The organism is Fischerella sp. JS2, from assembly GCF_032393985.1.
Taxonomy (GTDB): Bacteria; Cyanobacteriota; Cyanobacteriia; order Cyanobacteriales; family Nostocaceae; genus Fischerella.
In genome coordinates, this window is record NZ_CP135918.1 from 2,773,880 (window position 1) to 2,795,345 (window position 21,466).

At 40.9% G+C, this 21,466-nt stretch carries 16 protein-coding genes; 7 read left to right on the forward strand and 9 right to left on the reverse strand.

Annotated elements, in window-relative coordinates; translation table 11 throughout:
- The first annotated feature begins 513 nt into the window (after window positions 1-513).
- From carA to RS893_RS11615, 5 genes are all read left to right on the forward strand, one after another.
- Window positions 514-1,692 carry a glutamine-hydrolyzing carbamoyl-phosphate synthase small subunit gene (gene carA / locus RS893_RS11595; protein WP_315791299.1) on the forward strand — a complete coding sequence of 393 codons (1,179 nt, stop codon included), beginning with the start codon at window positions 514-516 and terminating at the stop codon, window positions 1,690-1,692.
- Between the two features lie 201 nt (window positions 1,693-1,893).
- Window positions 1,894-2,268: an STAS domain-containing protein gene (locus RS893_RS11600; protein ID WP_315791942.1), complete on the forward strand. Its 375-nt coding sequence runs from the start codon at window positions 1,894-1,896 to the stop codon at window positions 2,266-2,268.
- 585 nt (window positions 2,269-2,853) lie between these two features.
- The gene (locus tag RS893_RS11605; RefSeq protein WP_315791300.1) at window positions 2,854-3,336 is read left to right on the forward strand and encodes a Mini-ribonuclease 3; all 483 of its coding nucleotides are present in this window, start codon (window positions 2,854-2,856) and stop codon (window positions 3,334-3,336) included.
- A gap of 387 nt (window positions 3,337-3,723) precedes the next feature.
- On the forward strand, window positions 3,724-4,668 hold the full coding sequence (rlmB, locus tag RS893_RS11610) for a 23S rRNA (guanosine(2251)-2'-O)-methyltransferase RlmB (RefSeq protein WP_315791301.1): 945 nt from the start codon (window positions 3,724-3,726) through the stop codon (window positions 4,666-4,668).
- Between the two features lie 80 nt (window positions 4,669-4,748).
- Window positions 4,749-5,051 carry a DUF1816 domain-containing protein gene (locus tag RS893_RS11615; RefSeq protein ID WP_315791302.1) on the forward strand — a complete coding sequence of 101 codons (303 nt, stop codon included), beginning with the start codon at window positions 4,749-4,751 and terminating at the stop codon, window positions 5,049-5,051.
- Between the two features lie 79 nt (window positions 5,052-5,130).
- Here RS893_RS11615 and RS893_RS11620 read toward each other — a convergent pair whose 3' ends face one another.
- From RS893_RS11620 to RS893_RS11650, 7 genes are all read right to left on the reverse strand, one after another.
- A complete protein-coding gene (locus RS893_RS11620) occupies window positions 5,131-5,988 on the reverse strand; it encodes an alpha/beta hydrolase (RefSeq protein ID WP_315791303.1) in 858 nt (285 codons plus the stop codon).
- Between the two features lie 11 nt (window positions 5,989-5,999).
- Complete coding sequence (locus RS893_RS11625) at window positions 6,000-6,635, reverse strand: OmpA family protein (protein ID WP_315791304.1); 636 nt, start codon at window positions 6,633-6,635, stop codon at window positions 6,000-6,002.
- Window positions 6,636-6,645: 10 nt separating this feature from the next.
- The gene (locus RS893_RS11630; RefSeq protein ID WP_315791305.1) at window positions 6,646-7,341 is read right to left on the reverse strand and encodes a CAP domain-containing protein; all 696 of its coding nucleotides are present in this window, start codon (window positions 7,339-7,341) and stop codon (window positions 6,646-6,648) included.
- A gap of 419 nt (window positions 7,342-7,760) precedes the next feature.
- The gene (locus RS893_RS11635) at window positions 7,761-8,483 is read right to left on the reverse strand and encodes a CAP domain-containing protein (protein WP_315791943.1); all 723 of its coding nucleotides are present in this window, start codon (window positions 8,481-8,483) and stop codon (window positions 7,761-7,763) included.
- Between the two features lie 338 nt (window positions 8,484-8,821).
- A complete protein-coding gene (locus RS893_RS11640; RefSeq protein ID WP_315791306.1) occupies window positions 8,822-9,586 on the reverse strand; it encodes a DsbA family protein in 765 nt (254 codons plus the stop codon).
- 182 nt (window positions 9,587-9,768) lie between these two features.
- Window positions 9,769-16,599: a PAS domain S-box protein gene (locus RS893_RS11645; protein WP_315791307.1), complete on the reverse strand. Its 6,831-nt coding sequence runs from the start codon at window positions 16,597-16,599 to the stop codon at window positions 9,769-9,771.
- 23 nt (window positions 16,600-16,622) lie between these two features.
- Window positions 16,623-16,823, reverse strand: a complete 201-nt coding sequence (locus tag RS893_RS11650) for a hypothetical protein (RefSeq protein ID WP_102148986.1) — start codon at window positions 16,821-16,823, stop codon at window positions 16,623-16,625.
- Between the two features lie 860 nt (window positions 16,824-17,683).
- On the opposite strand from RS893_RS11650, the gene RS893_RS11655 reads away from it, so the two are divergent.
- Both RS893_RS11655 and RS893_RS11660 read left to right on the forward strand, forming a co-directional pair.
- Entirely contained in the window at window positions 17,684-18,244 is a 561-nt protein-coding gene (locus RS893_RS11655; RefSeq protein WP_315791308.1) for an SRPBCC family protein, read from the forward strand.
- 5 nt (window positions 18,245-18,249) lie between these two features.
- A complete protein-coding gene (locus RS893_RS11660; RefSeq protein WP_315791309.1) occupies window positions 18,250-18,825 on the forward strand; it encodes a DUF924 family protein in 576 nt (191 codons plus the stop codon).
- A gap of 88 nt (window positions 18,826-18,913) precedes the next feature.
- On the opposite strand, the gene RS893_RS11665 is transcribed toward RS893_RS11660, so the two are convergent.
- Complete coding sequence (locus RS893_RS11665; protein ID WP_315791944.1) at window positions 18,914-19,144, reverse strand: Nif11-like leader peptide family natural product precursor; 231 nt, start codon at window positions 19,142-19,144, stop codon at window positions 18,914-18,916.
- A gap of 384 nt (window positions 19,145-19,528) precedes the next feature.
- Window positions 19,529-21,277 carry a protein kinase domain-containing protein gene (locus RS893_RS11670; RefSeq protein WP_315791310.1) on the reverse strand — a complete coding sequence of 583 codons (1,749 nt, stop codon included), beginning with the start codon at window positions 21,275-21,277 and terminating at the stop codon, window positions 19,529-19,531.
- Window positions 21,278-21,466: the final 189 nt, after the last annotated feature.

Below are 21,466 nucleotides of genomic sequence, written 5' to 3' on the forward strand. Positions count from 1 at the left end.
TACGCACTCTATCTTTATCTAATGCCGTAGCCGATGAACTTTCGGGAGCATTTGTGTCTGTTGCTATTGTAATGCAAGCAGATAAAGCAATTCAAATAAAAGGGAATGGGGAATGGGGCATGGAGAACAGATAAAGTAGAAAGCAAAAGGAAAGAGGCTACCAGAAAATTAACCTAAAATTTTTCTTCTTATGGAGACTCTTATGAAAATACATGTAATCAAGCTATGAAATATAATCCATAATTATCTGTTAACGTCACATAAAAAACAGATAAATCTCAATTCATGGGATAATAATCCTTCGCAGTGGACAGAATAGTAGTTAGTAGTTGATTGTTGGTTGTTGTTTGTTAGTGGGTAGAAACGCGATGTTCCTCGCGTCTGTACATTAGTGGTTAGTGGTTATTATTCTGCTCCCCATACTCCCCACCTTGTCTGCCTTATCTTCCTTGTCTCCCCAACCCCCAATTCCTTCCTGATCCCCTATCCCTATCTTTTTAACTTATATAACCTATGGCCCTGTTTGAAACAATACCTGCCTTACTTGTCCTTGCGGATGGAACCACTTATCGCGGTTGGTCTTTTGGTGCTACAGGCACTGCGATCGGAGAAGTAGTATTTAATACTGGCATGACTGGATATCAAGAAGTCCTGACTGACCCTAGTTACTGTGGACAAATAGTAGTTTTTACTTATCCAGAACTGGGAAACACAGGTGTTAATCCAGAGGATGAAGAATCAGCTCAACCGCAAGTGCGAGGAGCGATCGCACGCAATATTTGTAAACGACCAAGTAACTGGCGCTCTTCGCAATCGTTACCAGACTACCTCAAACAGCACCAAATACCCGGCATTTACGGCATAGATACCCGTGCCTTGACCCGCAAAATTCGGATCTATGGAGCGATGAATGGCGGCATTTCTACAGAAATTCTGGACGAAGCAGAATTGCTAGAACAGGTATTAGCAGCTCCTGCCATGAGTGGATTAAATCTTGTCCGTGAAGTGACTACCCAAACAGCATATGAATGGTCACAAACTACTGATCCCGTTTGGGAATTTAACCCAGAAGCAAAAGCTAATTCTGATGAAACCTTGACTGTTGTGGCCCTAGACTTTGGCATCAAACGCAATATTTTACGCCGCTTAGCAAGTTATGGATGCCGGGTTATTGTTGTTCCAGCCCACACCCCTACTGAAGAAATTCTCAAATACAATCCCGATGGAATATTTCTCTCCAATGGTCCTGGTGATCCGGCGGCTGTAACTGAAGGTATTGAGACTGCCAAGGCTTTGCTGTCGGCTCAAAAACCAATGTTTGGCATTTGCATGGGACATCAAATTTTAGGTCATGCTCTGGGGGCAGAAACCTATAAACTTAAATTTGGACATCGTGGCTTGAATCAACCAGCAGGTTTACAAAAACGGGTGGAAATTACCAGCCAAAACCATAGTTTTGCTATTAACCCAGACACCCTACCGGAAGCAGTTGTAGAAATTAGCCACCTGAACTTGAATGATCGCACTGTTGCTGGAGTACGTCACAAGAATCTACCTGTATTCTCTGTGCAGTACCACCCAGAGGCTTCTCCTGGTCCTCACGACGCTGATTACCTGTTTGAGAATTTTGTACAAGCAATGCGCGCAGCTCGCCAAACACCAAACAGCTCTAAAGAGGTAAAAATAAAGTAAAAATGGAGAAAGCACGAGATTGGGAACTTAAGACAGTGAACAGTAACTCGGTGAACAGGGAAAGAAAACTGATAACTGTACAGACGCGAGGAACATCGCGTCTCTAACTGAATCACTGATAACTGATACCCAATCCCCAATGTAGACAACATCTACCAAAACCATCTATACTTGAGCGTTCAACATAAATAAGAGGAGGGAATTATTGCTGAGCCATTGAACCTAACCGTTAGCCTGAGAGGTACTCGTGAAGTCCGGGATAACTGTCAGCTATTCCGCCTCACAGGTTTGTTAGACGCGTTTTCGGAACCGACGTTTCGCAAAGTATTAGGAAGCAAGATTGACGAGGGCCCCAAGCACATTATTCTAGATCTCTCGCAAATTGACTTTGTTGATAGCTCCGGCTTGGGTGCTTTGGTGCAGTTAGCTAAGCAGGCACAAAATGCTGAAGGTACTTTGCAAATTGTCACTAATGCCCGCGTAACTCAAACAGTCAAGCTTGTCCGTTTGGAGAAGTTTCTAATGTTGCAGACATCAGTCGATACAGCTTTAGAAAACCTCAAAAACCCTTCTTGATTGCTTGACTGTGCCGATAAAATTAGCTATCCGATGTTTTTATCTGGATAGCTTAATTTTTGTTAGAAATATACCAATTTTGGATTTTAGATTGGGAGTCCTTACTAAAAGGCTATTCCTGGAATCTCAAACAATATTAACTATCGGTATTTGGTATGACTGTTAAGCTTTAACCTTTGAGTTGTCGAGAAGACAATCCCAAAAAAACTATGAAGAATGAGATAATGGTGCTTCACATTTTCAAAGTTCATTCTAATCTTAAATAAAGTTGGTCTAAAGGGAGAACACTAATCTGCCTAACAAACTCTAATTGACCAACTAATGCCAAACAAGGTACAAGCCCCTAAATCCGATAATGTAGAACCAATCCAAATTCCAAAATCCAAATCCCAAAATCGAATGATGCCCTTAGCGTTACTTGATTGTTTACAATAGTTGACAAAATGTTACTGACCAACTAACTATAGTTTGGATAACAAATTTTTTAGCCTGGATAATGCTTGTGAAAACTGCAACAGAGCCAACACTCAGAAAATATGCACCATTTTCAACCTCCCCAATATAGTCTGCAAGGAATCATCGCTTGTGAAATCCAAGGAGGAAAATTTATTGAATGAACAAGGTGAAACTAATGTGTTAGATTCATCTTGTTTGCAGTTTATGCAGGCAACCATAGAAAATTTTTCTCAGCAGCAAATTGACCAAGCACAACTACAACAACTTTCTCCTACTGCTTTAGCATATTTGGGAGATGCAGTTTATGAACTTTATGTTAGGATGTATTATCTGCTGCCGCCGCAGCGAAGCGAAAGTTACCATCGTCTGGTAGTGGCGCAGGTAAGGGCAGAAAAGCAGGCGCTACACTTGCGATCGCTTACTCCTCATCTGCGACACAGCGAGTTAGAAATAGTCCGAAGGGGCCGTAACGCTACCACAGGACGTCCTAAACGATTAGCTCCCGAAATATATCAACAAGCAACTAGCTTAGAAACTTTAATCGGCTATCTATATCTTACTGATCAACTACGCTTAACTGAACTATTGCAAAAGCTGCAATTAGAAAAGTGATGAAAAAATGTCTCATGACAGGACAATTGCTTATTGTATGTTCGGTAAAGTATGGTGGTGAAGTTATGAGTTGAATCTGACTCTGACAGCTTATGGACAATGAAAATACTGTCAGTGACAGAGCCAAATAACAAGATACAAGAAACTTAAATTATGATTAATTTTTTTAGTAGCTGTGATGACGAATAATTTGTCACTAGAACACATGAAAATAATTTTACTTCCTTCTGACTTGAAAGTAACCTCACCCCGTCTGATCGGACACCCCTCTCCTTAGTAAGGAGAGGGGCAGGGGGTGAGGTTTTCATGCCTAGTAATAAAACTTTTTCATTGGCAATGCCTTCTAATTTATTGGATGCCCGCCCTTACATCTAACCTCAAAATCTCATGACAAACAACACAAAAAAAATTATTACTTCTGGTGAAAACAATCGTGGGCAAACCCTAAAACTTAAGGGCAAGCAAGTCGTTTCTCATTCTTTTCGTCCTTCGACGAAAAAGGTAGATGGACAAAATCAGCAAAAATCAACCCAAGATAGCGATTTGATTTATGGTCGCTATCCAGTCTTGAGTGCCTTGGAAAGTCAGCGCCTGCTGAATCGTATTTGGATTACTTCTCGCCTACGCTATGATCCCCGTTTTCACTCTCTGATTTTACAAGCCAAGGACAATGGCACGATCATTGATGAGGTAGAACCCAAGCGCTTAGACCAAATTACTGAGGGTGGTAATCATCAAGGTGTGGCAGCACAAATTGCTCCCTATGCCTACATCGAATTACACGAGTTGATCGAAAACAGCAAATCTGTAACAAATCCAGTCATTGTTGCTGCTGATGGAATCACTGACCCCCATAACTTAGGAGCAATTATTCGTACAGCAGAAGCGATTGGCGCTCAAGGGTTGATTATCCCCCAACGCCGTGCTTCTGGGATCACTTCTACAGTCATGAAAGTAGCAGCAGGTGCTTTAGAACACTTTCCAGTTGCCAGAGTAGTGAATCTGCATCGCGCTTTGGAAGAATTGAAAGCCGCAGGTTTCTGGATTTACGGTACTGCTTGTGAAGGTAGCGAACCGATAAACACAGTAGATTTTAATGGTGCGATCGTTTTAGTAGTGGGATCTGAAGGAGAAGGTCTAAGTTTGTTGACACAACGTTGTTGTGATGTCTTAGTATCAATTCCCTTACAGGGTAAGACTCCTAGCCTCAATGCATCTGTTGCTGCTGGGATGGCATTGTATGAAATTTATCGTCAACGCTGGGAAAAAAATACCCTACATTTCGATAAACTACAAAAAACTACTTGGAAAAACAATAGTAACAGAGTATAAAGAAGTAAAAAGAAATGTAAAACCACAAAATAGCAGCAAACGTTTACAACCCAATACAACGTTAAAAAACTGGCAAGACCATGAAAACTATTTGGGAACAATCTAGGGAATTTTTGATTAATGCATTTCAGAGTTTGGGATTGGCTTGGTGGGTTGAAATTGCAACACAGAATCCCAAATGTACATACTACTTTGGTCCATTTCTTAACTCAGCAGAAGCAAAGGCCGCTATTAAAGGCTACGTAGAAGATTTGGAACAAGAAGGCGCCCAAGGAATCATTGTGAATGTAAAACGCTGCAAACCAGAGGTTTTGACAATTGCTGAAGACCTGGGGGAACGGATTGACCGCAAAGTACAGCCTGCCTTTAGCGGTCAAATGTAATTACAAGGCTGGTCAAGTGTCAATTGTCAATTGTCCAGAGTTCTTACAAATGACCATTGACCATTGACCATTGTAATAACTATTGACTATTGACTATTTCTGGATGCGCTTCCAACCAATAATCTATATCACTCAATACCTGATCGGGAATTTCCCAGGGGAAAAGGTGAGCAGTGTTTGCATAGCACTGCCACTGACAATTCTTGAGGTGTCGGGCTGTTTCTATACTAGAGTCGGGTGTGATGTGGCAATCTTGAGAACCTGCTAGTACTAAAGCAGGACATTGGATTTGTTCAAGGTCAGCAAGGCGATTGTAACCTGCTTTGATTGCTGTGTAGAGAGCCCGAGTTGCAGTCGCTGAAGTTTGTAAATAAGCTGACACAGCATCCCTGGCTATGTACTTATAAGTAGTGGCAGTATGTTGTTGGATCAGGTAGCGAAATAGCGATCGCTTGCCAAATGTCTCAATATTCCACTGCCAACCTGGCTTAATCAAGTTCAAAACAGAAGCAACTCCAGTGTAGAGATTATCCTCCCAAGTTATAGGTGGATGGTTTCCTCTTGGTCTTGCAGCAGTTGCTACCAAAATCAACCCTGTCACACGTTCAGGTAGCCGCAATGCCAATTCCATCGCTAAAATGCCACCCAAAGACCACCCTAATATCAGACATTTTTTTAGCTTAAAACTGTCTAGAAGGCTCTCTAGGTCATTTAAATGGTCACTCATGTCAAAATTGTCATTAAACCGACTTTTGCCATAACCACGTAGATCGGGGGCAAAAGTTGTGAAGCGTTTGGAGAGGTGATCGGTGAAAACACAAAGACTACAACCAGAACCAGGATGACCGTGTAAACAAAGAATGGGGAAGCCTTCACCTTGAATGTAGACATTGAGAGGTACAACTGGGGAATTTTGCAAATAAGAGCGATCGCCCATGATTGTTAGCCTTACTTTTGAATGACAATTTCAACTCGACGGTTCTGCTGGCGTCCTGCTGGATCATCTGTACCATCAGCTTTAGTATTAGGGGCAACTGGTTGAGACTCCCCATAACCTTTTATGGTCATCCGCGTTGCTGCTATTTCATGCTTTTCACTCAGCCAGCGCTTCACTGCATCAGCTCGACGCTCAGACAAATTTTGATTATAGTCATCATTACCGAGAGCATCCGTATGTCCGTAGATTTTCACGGGATTATTGGGGTAGCGTTTGCTGAGAACTTGAGCAACTTGTGTTAACGCTTGAGCTGCATCTGGGCGAATGTTGTCTTTGTCAAAATCAAACAAAACATCAGCTGGTAAGGTCAGAATCATTAATTCGTCATTTGCCTGGACTTTGACAGTAGGAACTGTAACTTCTGGAATTTTAACAGTAGGAATCCGAACCGTTGGAACTAGTTGAGTTTTATTTGTTTGAGTAGGAACTAGTTGAGTCTTATTTGTTTGGGTAGGAACCAGTTGAGTAACAACAGATGAAGTTTTAGATGATGAATTCGAGTCAGATTGATTTGGTGTGACAGAACTACAGCCTACAACTAAAATTGTAGTGACTGCCAGTAAACCAGTTGGACTTAGCGATCGCATCTTCATCTTCTCACAGTGATTCTATATATCCTCCTGCATAATTAATAACGCACATCTGCCTATAAGTGGGGTGAATACCAAAAGCTACCCCTGTAACTTTAAAAGCTGGGCTAAAAATATTGTGGCGATGGCCGCGATCGCTCACTCCATCATCGATAATTAACTGCATGATAATATCTTGGGCTGTGTGCGAACCATAACTAATGTTTTCACCAGCAGTACTTTGCCAAGTTCCGTAGCGACTTAGGCGCGTGAAGGGATCGCTACCATCACTCCCATCATGACCTGTTGCACCTGTGGAACCTTGGTCTTTGACGTGATCTTTTGCTGCCAAAGACATACCCTGAGATGGCCTTAAAGCACCCACAGGACGAACTGATTTGAGGTAGGCGATCGCTTCATCAACAGCCGCCACACCTTCTTGAGTTTGTAAATAGACATTGTAAGAAATTCGGACTGGATTACCTACAAAACGACTTTTATACTCTTCGAGTACAGCAACATAACTTTGGGGTTCTGTCCTCGCTTTATTCATTTCCACAATTACTTGTTGTTCCAGTCGCGAGAGATAATCTGCCTGTATTTGGGGATCAGAAGTTGCTACAGGTGTCTCAGTAGCTACAGAATAAGGTTGTAACACTGGATTTACAGTACAGCCAGAGATAAGAGAAATAGGAGTAAATATCCAAGACAGCAGCCGATGCATTAATTACCTCAAAACTTGACATGGTAGGAATGCTGGTTTTACCCCACCCTAACCCTCCCCTTGTAAAGGGGAGGGAACTATATCTGTTGTTTCCCCCCGATATTCGAGGGGATTAAGGGGGGTAAATCCAACTTGTGTATATACGGTGGCCTTATAACATCAAGGAATCATTGGTCAGAATATATGTTGAGATCCACAAAATTAGAAAAACTTTCCGGATGTGCTTGCCAAGAAGTAATACTGATGAGATTGTTAACATAGGGATCACGGATCAACTTAATAGCAAACCCATAATCCATCGGTGTGCATCACCTTAAACTGTGTTCGTTTCTTACGTTGTATTGCACCCAACTGCAAACTGCTATTAACTCTGGAAAGTTTTTAACCTACCAACTACCAACAATCAACTATCAACCAAATTAACTAGATTTTTCCTGATACCCACCTGCATAATCAATTACGCACATTGTTCGGTATTTAGCATGGCTTCCATAAGCAACCCCTGCAACTTTAAAAGCAGGGTTAAAGATGTTTTTGCGATGACCGCGATCGCTTACTCCATCATCAATAATCAACTGCATAACGATATCTTGAGCAGTGCTTGGGCCATAGCTAATGTTTTCCCCAGCAGTGAGTAGCCATTTGCCATAACGATTCATACGCACAGAGGGATCGCTACCATCACTAGCATAGTGGCCAGTTGTACCTTTGGGCCCTTGGTCTTTAACATGATCTCTTGCTGCCAAAGACATACCCTGAGATGGTCTCAAAGCACCCACAGGACGAACTGATTTGAGGTAGGCGATCGCTTCATCAACAGCCACTACACCTTCTTGAGTTTTTAAATACAGGCGTTCAGAGATTTTAACTCGCTTGCCTTGGAAGCGTTTTCTATAGTTTTGCAAGATGGGAATATATCTTTTGGGATTAGTTCTTACCTTGTTCATTTCTACAATTACCTGCTGTTCTAGAGGTGATAGGTAACTTGCCTTTGCTAATAAATTGCGATCGCCTTTTGGGACTACAACAGGAACAGAATTAGGCGTAGACTTTGCTACAGAAGGCTGAGATTTAATCGTTTGATAATAGCAACTGGTGATCAAGGTAATAGATAAAATTACCCAAAATCCTATGGGGCGCATTTCTAAACTCACGATTTTTTTGAAGGTTAATTTAATGAAGTTAAATAATAGACATAAATAAACCTAGTTTTTCATCTTGTTTTTGATTATGTCTACTAAACTTCTCAGCACAGTTATGAATTAAATATTGTCTGTACAAATACGTTTTAACCTTAATCACAAAAAATCGAAATCAGCAAGTTTACTTAATAGTAATTTTTCGTATTTATTAGATCTCTTGCACAAATATTTTTGACCTTCCGGGGGATTGAGGGGGTTTTTAGGAATCATGCAAGAGGTCTATTGATCTGTAACCCTCTTAAGTTCTAACTTTTGCCTTCCGTCTTCAGAATTTCAATCTATTTAGCACGCGCTAAAATATCCTCTAAGTCAGATAGTTGTATAGCACCAGAAAAAGTTTCGCTGTTAATAATAAAAGATGGTGTACCAGAAAGTCCTAATCTTTCGGCTAATTGTAGATCTTTAGCAATTGCAGTATTAGCAATACGCCTATCTTTTTCAAATTTTGCTAAATCTAAATTCAATTTTTTAGCGATATTTACATATAAAGATTCACCTAATTTATTTTGATTAGTAAATAACGCATCATGATATTCCCAAAACTTGCCCTGTTGTTGTGCTGCCCAAGCTGCTGTTGCTGCTGGCATTGCTTCGGCATGTATTGGAGTTAATGGAAAATGTTTATAAACAAGTTTGACATCTTTTTGATGCTTTGCTAACAGTTTTTTTAAAGTTTGATGAGCTTCAGCACAGTAGGGACATTGAAAGTCAGAAAACTCTATCAATAGAGTTTTTGATTCGCTTGCTCCAATTGTGGGAGAATCAGCTATTACTGCTTGAGGATTGGTTTTTAAATCCTCTAAAAATGCTTGCCGTTCTTTTTGTACCTTCTGTGCTTGTTGCTGTTGATAAGCCTGAACAGATTCGATAATGACTTCTGGATGCTGGCGGATAACTTGTAAAATTTGTTCTTCGAGTTGCGGGTTAATGCGGGTGGCAGCTTGTGCAGGCAATGACACAGCAAGAACCAGTAATGAGCATAATACCAACAAGGTACGGAGATCTCGCAAAATTTGCCCAAATCCAGGTAAGAATTTATTCATAAACTCATTGTGGTTGAAATTTTTACATTTTAGTATTTTCTGAGATGGGCAAGAGCGATCGCGCTACTTAATTAATATCAAGTTCGGCTCATTGGTTACGATATTATGCTTAACTGTTGGGCATCGGAAAATCATCAGTAACTTAATTACCAAACCAATTACCCATTACCCATTACCCATAGTTAATTTTTGACTGCGTTAATTAATTCCATTATTTTCTCAAACTGAAAGTTTTCAGCTAAATCACTCAGAAAGTTGATCAGCAAAGATTTTTCAGGAGGTATTTGCTCAAGTAAATCTAAAATTAAGTCATCACTACATTGAGCAGCAGCATAATGTACCTTTGTCAACCACTCACTTGACATTTCGGACAATAGAGCAACTATATCAATGGAATTTAAAAGTGTCTCTGTATTTGTTTGCTTTTGTGATAATTTTAAATGACTTTCTTGTTGGTAAAGATATTTCACTCCTAGATATTGGCTAAGTTTTTCTAGTAACAGTTCTTCACGGAAGGGTTTATTAATAAAATCATCACACCCAGCCGAGATCATTGCCCGTCGTTGTTCCTCAAAAGCATTGGCAGTGAGGGCGATGATGATCGTAGGGGAAGAAGATGCACTGAAGCGGTGAGTACTAGACGCAGAGAAATTATCAAAAACATTTCCCTCGTCCCCCTTGTCTGCCGTGTCCCCCGTGTCCCCCTTGTCCCCCGTGTCCCCCTTGTCCCCCGTGTCCTCCATACCAACCTGCTGTATACGTGTCCCCGTGTCTTGTCTTTCTCTGCGTTTAATTTCCCTGGTGGCTTCGTAACCATCCATGATTGGCATCCGCATATCCATGAGGATGAGATTGGGTTGCCAGGATTCCCAAGTAGAGATGGCTTCTTTGCCATTTGTAGCTTCCCTGACAGAAAAGCCAATAGATGTCAGCAATTTTACTAATAGCAAACGACTATCATTGGCGTCATCAACTACCAAAATCCGGTATTCAGGTTCATTAGGTGCTAGGCCAATTACTTGATGATGTACAGAAGTGGTGGTTTGAATTTCATCAACAGAAGCGATACCAATCTGAATATAAAAGGAAAATACACTTCCTACACCCACAGTACTGCTAACGTTGATCTCACCTCCCATTAACTGCACATACTTGCGGCTAATTGCTAAACCTAGCCCAGTTCCCTGCTGTGATTTTCTACCTGCTTCGGTTTGCCCAAAAGCTTGAAAAAGTAAGTCAATTTCTTCTGGGGAAATACCAGGCCCCGTGTCTTGTACCTCAAAGCAGAGGTAGGATAGTGGGGTGATGGGGTGGTGGGGTGATGGGGTGGTGGGGTGATGGGGTGGTGGGGTGAAATCTTTCTTTTCATCTGTGAGAAAAACGCGCAACTTCACGCTTCCTGTTTCAGTAAATTTAATGGCATTGCCCAAGACATTGAGTAAAACTTGTCGCAGCTTACTAGAGTCTGTTCTTATATATCTGGGAATTTCGGGTGCATATTCAAATACTAGTTCTAACCCCTTGGCTACAGCACGGATGTGCAACATTTCTTGGAGATTGTCTAGTAGATAAATTAAATCGAAGCTAGACAAATTCAATGTGGTTCTACCGGCTTCGATTTTGGACATTTCTAGAATGTCGTTAATTAAGTTGAGTAGGTGTTCACCAGCACGATTGATAATTGCTAAGTTCTGTTTGTTTTCATTGGAGAGAGTGCTGTCACGACTCATAATTTGGGTGAAGCCAAGAATTGCATTAAGTGGGGTGCGTAATTCATGGCTCATATTGGCAAGGAATTCACTTTTGGCACGGTTAGCAGCATCAGCAGCGATGACAGCTTTTTGTAGTGCGCTTGATTGCTTTTGAGTCTGTGCTAGTAACTCTGCTTGCTGCAAAGCCACTCCCAATTGATTACCAATTTGCACGACAATGTTGATTTCTCCTTTTTTCCATTGTCGAGGACTGGAATTTTGGTAACTTGCAAGTAGTCCCCAAAGTTGATTACCACAAAAGATAGGAACTGTAATATAGGCTCTGACTTGAAAGCGTTCTAAAAGATTGATGTAACAAGGATCAAACCCAGCTGTATAAATATCTGGTACGCACAGGAAACTTGCACCTCTAGTGTATACACCGCCTTGGGTCTGTTGCAGATAGGTATCAAGTACTTGGTTATCTCCACTATTCAAAGATCTGACTGTACAGCGTTCATTTTGGAGAGTAGTTTCTCTGAGATTAGGTTGATCTTGTTGTTGTTTAATTAACGATACCCAACCGCCCCCGACTGACTCGGCAACAAAATCGCCACTCCAGTCAGAGTTAAAACGATACACAACGACGCGATCGCAATTCAGTACTTGCCGCAATTCTTGGGTGGTAGCAGTAAAAATTGTTGCCAGATCTAGTGTCTGGCGCATTCTTTGAATAACTTGAGCGATGGCTCTTTCTCTGTCTGCACTTTCGCGTAAAGCATCCTCAGCAAATTTGCGTTCGGTAATATCTGTGATTGTGCCAATGTAACCTTTAAATTCACCATCATCTCCAAACTCTGGTAAGGCTTGACCTATGACCCAGATGACTTTGCCATCGGTGTGTACAAAGCGATACTCACAATCAAAAGGCTTTTTTGTTGATATTGTTTCTTGCCATTCTGCAAAGACGCGATCGCGATCGTCTATATGTATAATTTCATGCCAAAATTTATCTAAATCAGCTTTAGAAGTAAGTCCGGTAATCTCACTAAAACGCTGATTGACATAAAGGTAGTTACCATGAGGGTCAGTGTGAAAAATACCTACGGGTGAGGCTTCTGCTAAAGTTTGGTAGCGACGTTGACTTTCTTGCAAGGCTAGTTCAGTGTGCTTACGATCTGTGATTTCTATCACAACTGTACCTATACTAGCGGGGCGATTGTCCTCTCCAAAAATGGGGAAGTAAGAAGTTAAAAAATGCCGTATAATAGCAGACTGCAAAGGTAATGCTGTACTTATTTCTATATTGAGAACAGGTTTACCAGTTTCCAGGACTTGTTTATGAATTGATGCGATAACAGGAGCGACTTCGGGTATTATTTCCCAAAGGGTCTTGCCTATATGCTCACTTTGGGATAGCCCATTAATATCTGCTAGCACTTCGTTGATCTGCACATATCGCAATTGCTCATCTAATATTGTCAACCCTACAGGAGCGCAGGAGAAAAAAGCATTGAGGCGGGCTTCCCGTAAAGCTAATTCCCTTTCTAAAGTTTTACGTTCGGTGATGTCCTTGTGCGTACCTGTCATTCGTAGCGGTTCTCCCGATTCATCGCGTTCAAAAACCTGAGCGCGAGACTGTATCCATTTCCATTCACCAAGCTTAGAACGCAGACGAAATTCTACTTCATAAGCTGGACTCTCACCACGTAAATAAGCATGCAATTCTGATTTGATAACTGGTGCATCTTCTGGATGCAACAGTTCTCCAAAAGCGTGGGAATCATCTGTAATTTCCTGTGCTTCGTATCCCAGCATTTTTTTCCATCGCCAGTCGCGATAGACTTTGCCAGTTTTGATATTCCAATCCCACAATCCTAAATCACTTGCTTCTAGTGCCAGTTGTAAACGTTCTTCGCTTTGGCGATGGGCTGCTTCTACCTGTTTACGTTGAATGAGCGCCCCTAGTTGAGCAGCGACCGCACCCACTAAATATAGCAAGCGGCGATCCAAAGCGTGGGAGCTGCTTTTAAAAAAGGCTAACACCGCTACTACTTGATTATCGGCTAAAATCGGCACGGCAAAACCAGCTTTTAATCCAACTGACTGTGCTTGGTGCGTTCGCACAAAAGCTGATTCGGTCACTTGAGAAACATCTTCTATCCATTCTGGCTTTTGATATCGCCAAACTCTCCTCAACAGTTCCATACCTTTTTCGAGTCTGACAATCTGGCTGTATTGGCAAAATTCTTCTAAGTTGTTGTGGCGTCCATACCAACCTAAGCTATATTCCAAAGCAGTGCCGTTGGCATTAGGTATCCACGCTTCAGCAAAATCCCAATCGATAGTAGTACAGATTAAACGCAGCACAAGGGCTAGGGCGTCGTTTACATCTACAGCACGACTGATCGCTTGGGTTGTTACCAATAACAAACGACTTTCATTTTCCGCTTGCTTGCGTTCTGTAATGTCATGAGTCGTACCAAGTAAGTAATGTTGTCCGTCTATTTCTATTAATTCAGCACTAAAAAGTGTCGTCTTTAGCTCTCCGTTGGCAGTACGGAACTCAACCTCGTGATTACGAATAGCTTTTGTATGGCGCAGAACTTGGGTGAGCATGGCACATTCTTCTTCATTCACCCAAATATTTAATTCTCGATAATTGCGATCAATTACCTGAGAACGAGAATAGCCAAAAAATCTACAAAAGCTATCATTAACTTCTATGTAGCGGATCTCTGGGAAAGTAGTGAGGGCGATGGGATCGGGAGATGAGCGAAAGGCTGAGGCTAGCTTGGCTTCGGACTGCCGCAATGCTTTAAAAGCACGTAACCTCTCCCGTGCTTCTAGTGCTAGGGAGACTAAATTGCTCAAAGAGCGGGCAAAATTTTGATCTTCTGGTGTCCAATCTCGAGTATTACCTATGTGTTCTAGACATAATACACCCACTGTCACACCCTCAAGTTTGACGGGTGTATTCAGCATTGCAGTAATTCCTAGGGGAGTTAAATAAGATTGGGAAAATTCTTTGGTTCTAGAGTCAGTATAAGCGTCTGTGGCTACAATGGGTTGGTCTTGCTGCAAGGCTTGAAAATAAGACGGATAGTCTGCTACTATCAGAGAACCGCCATCACTGTGTCGATTAATACTTTTTTCAAATAAGTCAAGGCATTGGATTTGGGTACGTGTTTCGTCATATAGCCAGATACTGGTTCGTTCTACTTCGATATTTTTAGCTGCTATTTCAGTGATATTACGTAGAGAGGCTTTTAAATCCCCTTGATAAAGTACCTGATTTTTAGCAAGTTGGGTTAATACTAAGTTGTGATTACGAAGCTTGTCAGCACTTGCTTTTATCGCTTGTTCTGCGCGTTTGCGCTCTGTAATATTGGTGGCTGTACCTGTAACGCCGACTATTTTACCCTCTTCATCTTCTACGGCGATCGCATTAAAAATCAGGTATACCAAGTTACCATTTTTCCCAACACGGATGGTTTCATACCCAAAAATAGACTCTCCATTAAGGATACACTCAAATGTAGAGCAATCTTGGTCAATTAGTGAGGCTGGAACAAATTCCGTGAAGCAACGCCCGATCATCTCCTGTTGTTCATAACCAAGAATTTGTTTCACAGCAGAGTTGATAAAGGTAATGCATCCTGAAGTATCTACCGACCAAATGATATCTTGAGAAGTTTCGACCAAGTGGCGATATTTACTTTCACTGGCTCTTAAGGCTGCTTCCGCGTTGAGGCGATCGCGAATTTCTTGCTCTAATTCTATCCGGGCTTGTTTTTCTTGTTCTAGTAGTTTGGCTTGGGCGAGGGCAATTCCCAATTGGGCGGCGATCGACTCTAGTAGTTCAATTTCTTCTAGTTTCCAGTCTCGGTAGCGATCGCACTGATGTAAACAAATCATGCCATTTGCTTGGCTGTTGTAAGAAGTGCGTACTGCTAGTATGGATTTGATGTTATATTCTCGACATATTTCTTGAGCATTTTCTAACAAGGGATAAGTATAAACATTATTAACTGCTATGGCTTGATCTTGAGCTAATAACTGTTGAACGTGAGGATTACCGCTTACAGGTATTTTGTAATGATTTAGAGAAGTACACCCAAAAGCCAAAAATTCTTCATATATAGGGATTTGAGGAGTAGGCGAGTCTACGTAAGTATGAATCAGTGTGCGGCTTACACCTAAAGCTTCACCTATTTGTTGAGCAGCAGTTTTGATAATATTGTCTGTGTCTAATTCCGAACGGATTTTGTTTGTAATTTTTCTGAGAATATTACTACGTTTTAGTTGTTGCTGTAATTCTAAATCTGATTTATAGCGTTCATAGGCTATAGAAATTGCTCCAGCAACTGCTTGTAAAAAAGCGACTTCCGAAGCTTCCCAAAGACGTGATTCTATACAATTATCAAAGCCGATAAAACCTAAAAATTCTCCTTTCGCAATAATTGGCAAAATTAGAATCGAAAGTATACCTTGCGGTTCTAAAATTGCCCGTTCTGATAGGGGTAATTCTGCGACGATGCCAGAAATAATCTTACCCTGTGGCAGTAAAGCAGCCCAGCGAGGAAAATATTCTTCATAGGGCAAGTTTTGCAGAATGGGATTATCAATTTCGGGATTGATACCCTCAGCGCACCACTCAGCCCGTCGACTCATCAGCAACTTGCCATCATCTGCATAATGATTCTCAAATACGTAGACGCGACTCGCCTTAGAAGCACCTCCCATAATTGGCATAATATCTTGGTAGCATTTATTACTGTCATCAAAGGACAGTAACCGATGCTGCACTTCTACAAGTGCTGTCAGATATTGTTCGCGCAGCTGTCGGGCTGCTTCAATACGTTGACACTCTTGCATTTCCAGCAGCAACTGTTCGTTTTGCTTTTTGAGTTGCTGTTGGAGTTTCTGGATAGTGATTTGATTTTCTACACGTACTAAAACTTCTTCTGCTTGAAAGGGTTTAGTAATGTAGTCTACAGCACCGATCTTAAAAGCTTTAACTTTGTCAAAAACATCATGATACACACTGAGAAAAATTACCGGAATATGGCGAGTCACCTCATCGCCTTTTAGTTGTTGACAAACTTCATAGCCATCTATGTCTGGCATTTTAATATCAAGCAAAATCAGATCCGGTAAAGCCAATTTTGCTACTTCTAGAACCATTGAACCTGTAATTAAACCCCGGACTGCATACCCATATTGGGACAAAGTAGCAGATAAAGCTTGTAAATGTTCCCAGGAATCATCAACTATGAGGATGCTTCCTTTACTTGTTTGCTGTGAATTGCTGCTACCCATAATTGGTTTTTAATTGACATGGTTTAAAAACGCCACCAGGTTTTTTGCAAGTGACTGAGAATACCTATTGCGATCGCTACCAATAACAACATTAAAATAATTCCTCCAGGAATAAAAGTCAGTACACCAAATCCCCTTAATACCCAGACGGCGATTGTAATCCCAAGAACAATACCAACAGCTTGGGTTAATCTGCGATTTAATTTAGAAGAAGATTGACTCATATCACTACCTATTGACTCAACAATTAAGCTTATTCCAAGGCTGAAGTATTAAGTGTGAAATATTAATCACTATTTTTAAAACATTTGTTTTTGACCTTCATGCTTGTAGAGGAAGAGAAATTCTAATCCTTCATTGTGAACTTTGTTCATGGAGTCTCTTACATAAATCTATAAATGAGGGGAAGATTTAGTTCCCTCGGTGAAATCCTACTGTCGTGTATACATTAAGTTCGATTTACTCTCCTGAATCTCCCCGATAGTCTGGGGAAAACAACTTCTCTAGTTTCCTCCCTTTTACAAGCTATGGTGTACACAGAAGTCGGAAAAACCTCATTCAAATTGACTCGAAAAGCTTAAAATCATAACCTCACCCCGCCCTAGCGGGCACTCCTCTCCGAACCCGCGGAGAGGGGCTGTTCTTGTGAGGTTGTTCGAGGGTTAGGGTGATTCGCTCATTTGTGTGTACACCGTAACTTTTACAAGGGGAGGGTTAGGGTGGGGTCAAAGATATTTGTGCCAGAGGTTTATTCTACCCATGAAGATGGCAGTTTTTGCAATTTTTTAAGAATTGTTGCTTAAAAGCCAAAGTGATTTTAATTACTTTGGCTTGATGAAGTTTTGGGCATAATAGCCAAGAAAACAGTATCTCCGGCAATTATATATCTTGAGTTGGAATTAGAATTGATCGGGTAGACTCAATCAGTTGAAGTGATCACACCTTATAAACCGATGAAATAAGTAGCTATCATAAACTGCGTATGCCAGAACATATAAATAAGGAGTTAAGAATCAAAGGCTAGTAAAGAAACTCTTTTCTTCTGCCTTCTGCTTTCGATGTGTTGAGGAGTGAGTGAAACGTTATGTCTGCATCTTATATTTCAGACTCATTTACTACAGGTTTGCCAATGACTTGGAGTCAAGACAAGCACCAGAAAATCATCCAGGGTGAGATTTTTACAGAAACGCGATCGCATACGTCTTGGGGTGGTTGTGTCACTGCTTGGATGTATTTACCGTTGGTGCGATCACAAGTATTTTCCCAACTTACAGATTACCCTCGTTGGGTACAGTACTTTCCCGATATTACCAGAAGCGAGGTTTTGCAAATAAAAGGTGAAGTCAAGCGTCTGTATCAAGCAGCACAAAAAGTCTTCTTATTTTTCACAGCCCATGTGGAAATTTATCTAAATGTAATTGAAGAATTAGGACAAAGAGTGCAATTTCGCCTAGAGAAAGGTACTTTTCACGACTTTAGCGCTGAATTATACTTACAAGATTATGCTAACGGTACTTTATTGAGCTATACCGTACAAGCTACTCCTAACATACCCATACCGTCTATTTTTATTCAACAAGCAATGAATTTTGAATTGCCTGCGAATATGCGTAAAATGCGACAAGTTATTTGTAATGCTCAGTAAAATCAATGTCACAGGCACAAGAAATATTAGACTTTTGGTTTGGCAAGCCCGATCAACCCAATTACGGTAAATCACAGGATTTTTGGTTCAAGAAGAAACCAGAATTTGATGAACAAGTACGAACTAGGTTTGTTAAAGATTATCAAAAAGCAGCAGAAGGTTACTTAGATGACTGGATGGAATTTCCTGAATCGTGTCTGGCACTGATTTTGCTGCTAGATCAGTTTCCTCGTAATATGTTTCGTGATACTCCACAAGCTTTTGCCACCGACTGGGAAGCACTTTCAACAGCTCATCATGCTATTGCCCAAGGATATGACCAAAAATTGCTACCCGTACAGCGTTGGTTTATTTATTTACCTTTTGAACACAGTGAAAACCTAGAACATCAGCGTCAAGCAGTTAAGTTATTTAAACAACTTAGTGACGATCCTGATAGTGCTAGTTGTATTGAGTATGCAATTCGTCACATGGAGGTGATTGAACGGTTTGGGCGTTTTCCCCACCGAAACGCAATTTTAGGAAGAACTTCAACTCCAGATGAAAAGGAGTTTTTGAAGCAATCTAATTCGTGGTTTTAGCTGAGTTTCATATCAAGCAGAGGGATTCATTGTGACTGCCCTCTGCCTTATCCCAACGATAATTATTTACGCCGACCTAACTATCATCTCATTGGGTAAATCCTACACAAAGACTTGCATCTCCACCAAACCATGCTAAATCGAGTTCTGTTTCAGTGAAGTTGTAACCAATAGAAGCAGCAAAATCAACTATTTTGGTTTTGTCCCAATCCCAGACACCAAAAAGGCCTTTGTTAGAACATTTGTTATAGTATTGCTCGTAGAGAACTTGATCTGAATTTAAAAGCTCATAAAAAGCATTAACCTGTTCTAGTGACATAAAATTTGGTTTCCAATAGGATTTTGTGAATTTACTAAAATCTACACGGCTTACTAGGACATTTCCGTTGAGATAGTTTTTATATTTAATATTTTTGCTTTGCCACAAGGATAAATTTTTCGGCAACGCCAATTTTTTAAACGGTCACTAAAACATTTTGTTCCTTAACGATCTATTACCCAAATCCATCGCAGGGAGGAAAGTCTCAAAAGAGATGGGGAGATGGGGGGATGGGAGTGTGGGGAGTGTGGGGAGTGTGGGGAGTGTGGGGAGTGTGGGGAGTGTGGGGAGTATTAAAACAACTAACAACTAATGTACAGACGCGATGTTCCTCGCGTCTCTACCCACTAACAAATAACAACTAACAACTAACAACTAACAAAATTACCAAGTACGATAATTACGTGCTGTTTTGTCGCAAGGCTGAATTTCATCTCCAAATACCCAACCTTGTGTCCCATCAGCGAGTCGTACTTGAATAAAATCTCCCCTTGCTTGAATAAATAAAACTTTTTCACCAAGATTCAATTGTTTTAACGCACCAACTTCTGTTTGTGGTTCTGGACGCAGTTTTGCTAATAGTTTGCCGCCAGAGGGAGATACAAGGCGACACATTTGTGGTTCCTGGGAGATAAAATTTTGTTGGGAATTGCCTCTGCTTAAATTAACAGTATTTAATACTATTACACCTGCGATCGCACTCATGAAAGCAGCCGTACCTGTCTTGAGTAGTGGTCGCTGCACTTTTTTGGGAGCAACCGAAACGATAATAGATCGAGGTGGTGGTGAGGGCTTTGCTACTTCTTGGGACTTTTTAAATTGAGATACCCTTATTGTCTTGAGTACAGGTTGTGGTGATGCTAATGTAATTGCAAAACGTTTAGCATACTCTATCGGCGTGTAACCATCACCAGACTCTTTGCAGGTTATATCTTTAACCCTAAAATCCTGTTGGCCCAAACGTATATGACTACCAACAGCCAGAGGTATTTCCCCAGCTAAAAGCAACTGTCCATCAACAATTGGAGGATTTTGCTGTCGTAAATTTCGTAAATAAAATCTTTGCTTTTCGATATGAAAAAATATCTCAGCGTGCAGTCCAGATATTGTCGGATCTGGTAAAACAATATCGCACTCTTGAGGGTTGCGGCCAATACGGATTTTACCTATATTTTTACTAGCTTGATTCTCTAGAATCGTACGATATTTAATCTGTCCGTCTTCTATCCACTCTATTGTTAATTGATGTAATTTAGTACTAGCAATTTCTGGTTTCGCTTCAACTTCTGCTGCTTCAGTTTCACCACAATTAACTAATAATTCTCGTAGTGCCTCTAATGCCTCAGTCGCCGTTTGGTAGCGGTCTTTGAAATGATAACGAGTCATCTTAGTGAGGACATCAGCAAACTCTGGAGTTACAGAGGTGAGTTCTTGCCAAAGTACTTCTCCTGTCTCCGGATCATCTTGTAGTGTATGCGGATGTACTCCTGTTAATGCTTGAATACCCATCATCCCCAAAGCATAAATATCACTGCTGGGACGAGGTACACGCCGGATTTGTTCAGAGGGCATATAACCACGAGTACCAACGATAATTGTCATATTTTGCTTTCCTGACCCAATCATCGTTTGGCTGCGTAATTGTTTAATTGCCCCGAAGTCAATTAAAACTAATTGATTGTCACTAGCGCGTCTAATCAGATTATCTGGTTTGATGTCGCGATGAATTACTCCTTGACCGTGGACAAATTCTAAAATGCTCAATATTTCAATGAGCATTTTTATAGTCTGTTTTTGTGTCCATTTTTGTCCGACAAAAAATTCTCTACTGAGAGGATGTCCCTCAATAAATTCTTGGACTAAGTAAAACTGTTGGTCTTCTTCAAAGTAAGCTAAAAGCCTTGGTATCTGGTCGTGGTTACCTAACTGTTGCAGGGTGTCGGCTTCTTTTTGAAATAGCCTCCTGGCGATTTCTAAAGATTCTGAGTCCGTACTAGTAGTTTTAAGATGTTTAAGGACACACTTAGGTTTTCCAGGGAGATGTATGTCTTCAACAATATAAGTTTGACCAAATCCCCCCTCACCCAATACTTTAAGGACTTGATAATGTCCTGCGAGTAACTGACCAATCATATTGTAAAGGTGATGATGAAAAAGTTAATCCAAATTTGCTTCACAATTTAGTTGTTTAACTTGTTTTATCCCCCTGTGTGTCTAAAGTTCTACGTCAACAAAGGTTTAAAATTTGATATTTTCAAGGCGCGTGCATTGTCATTTTTTGGTAGCTTTTATTGCCTTTAATAGACATAAATAAAAAGCCTG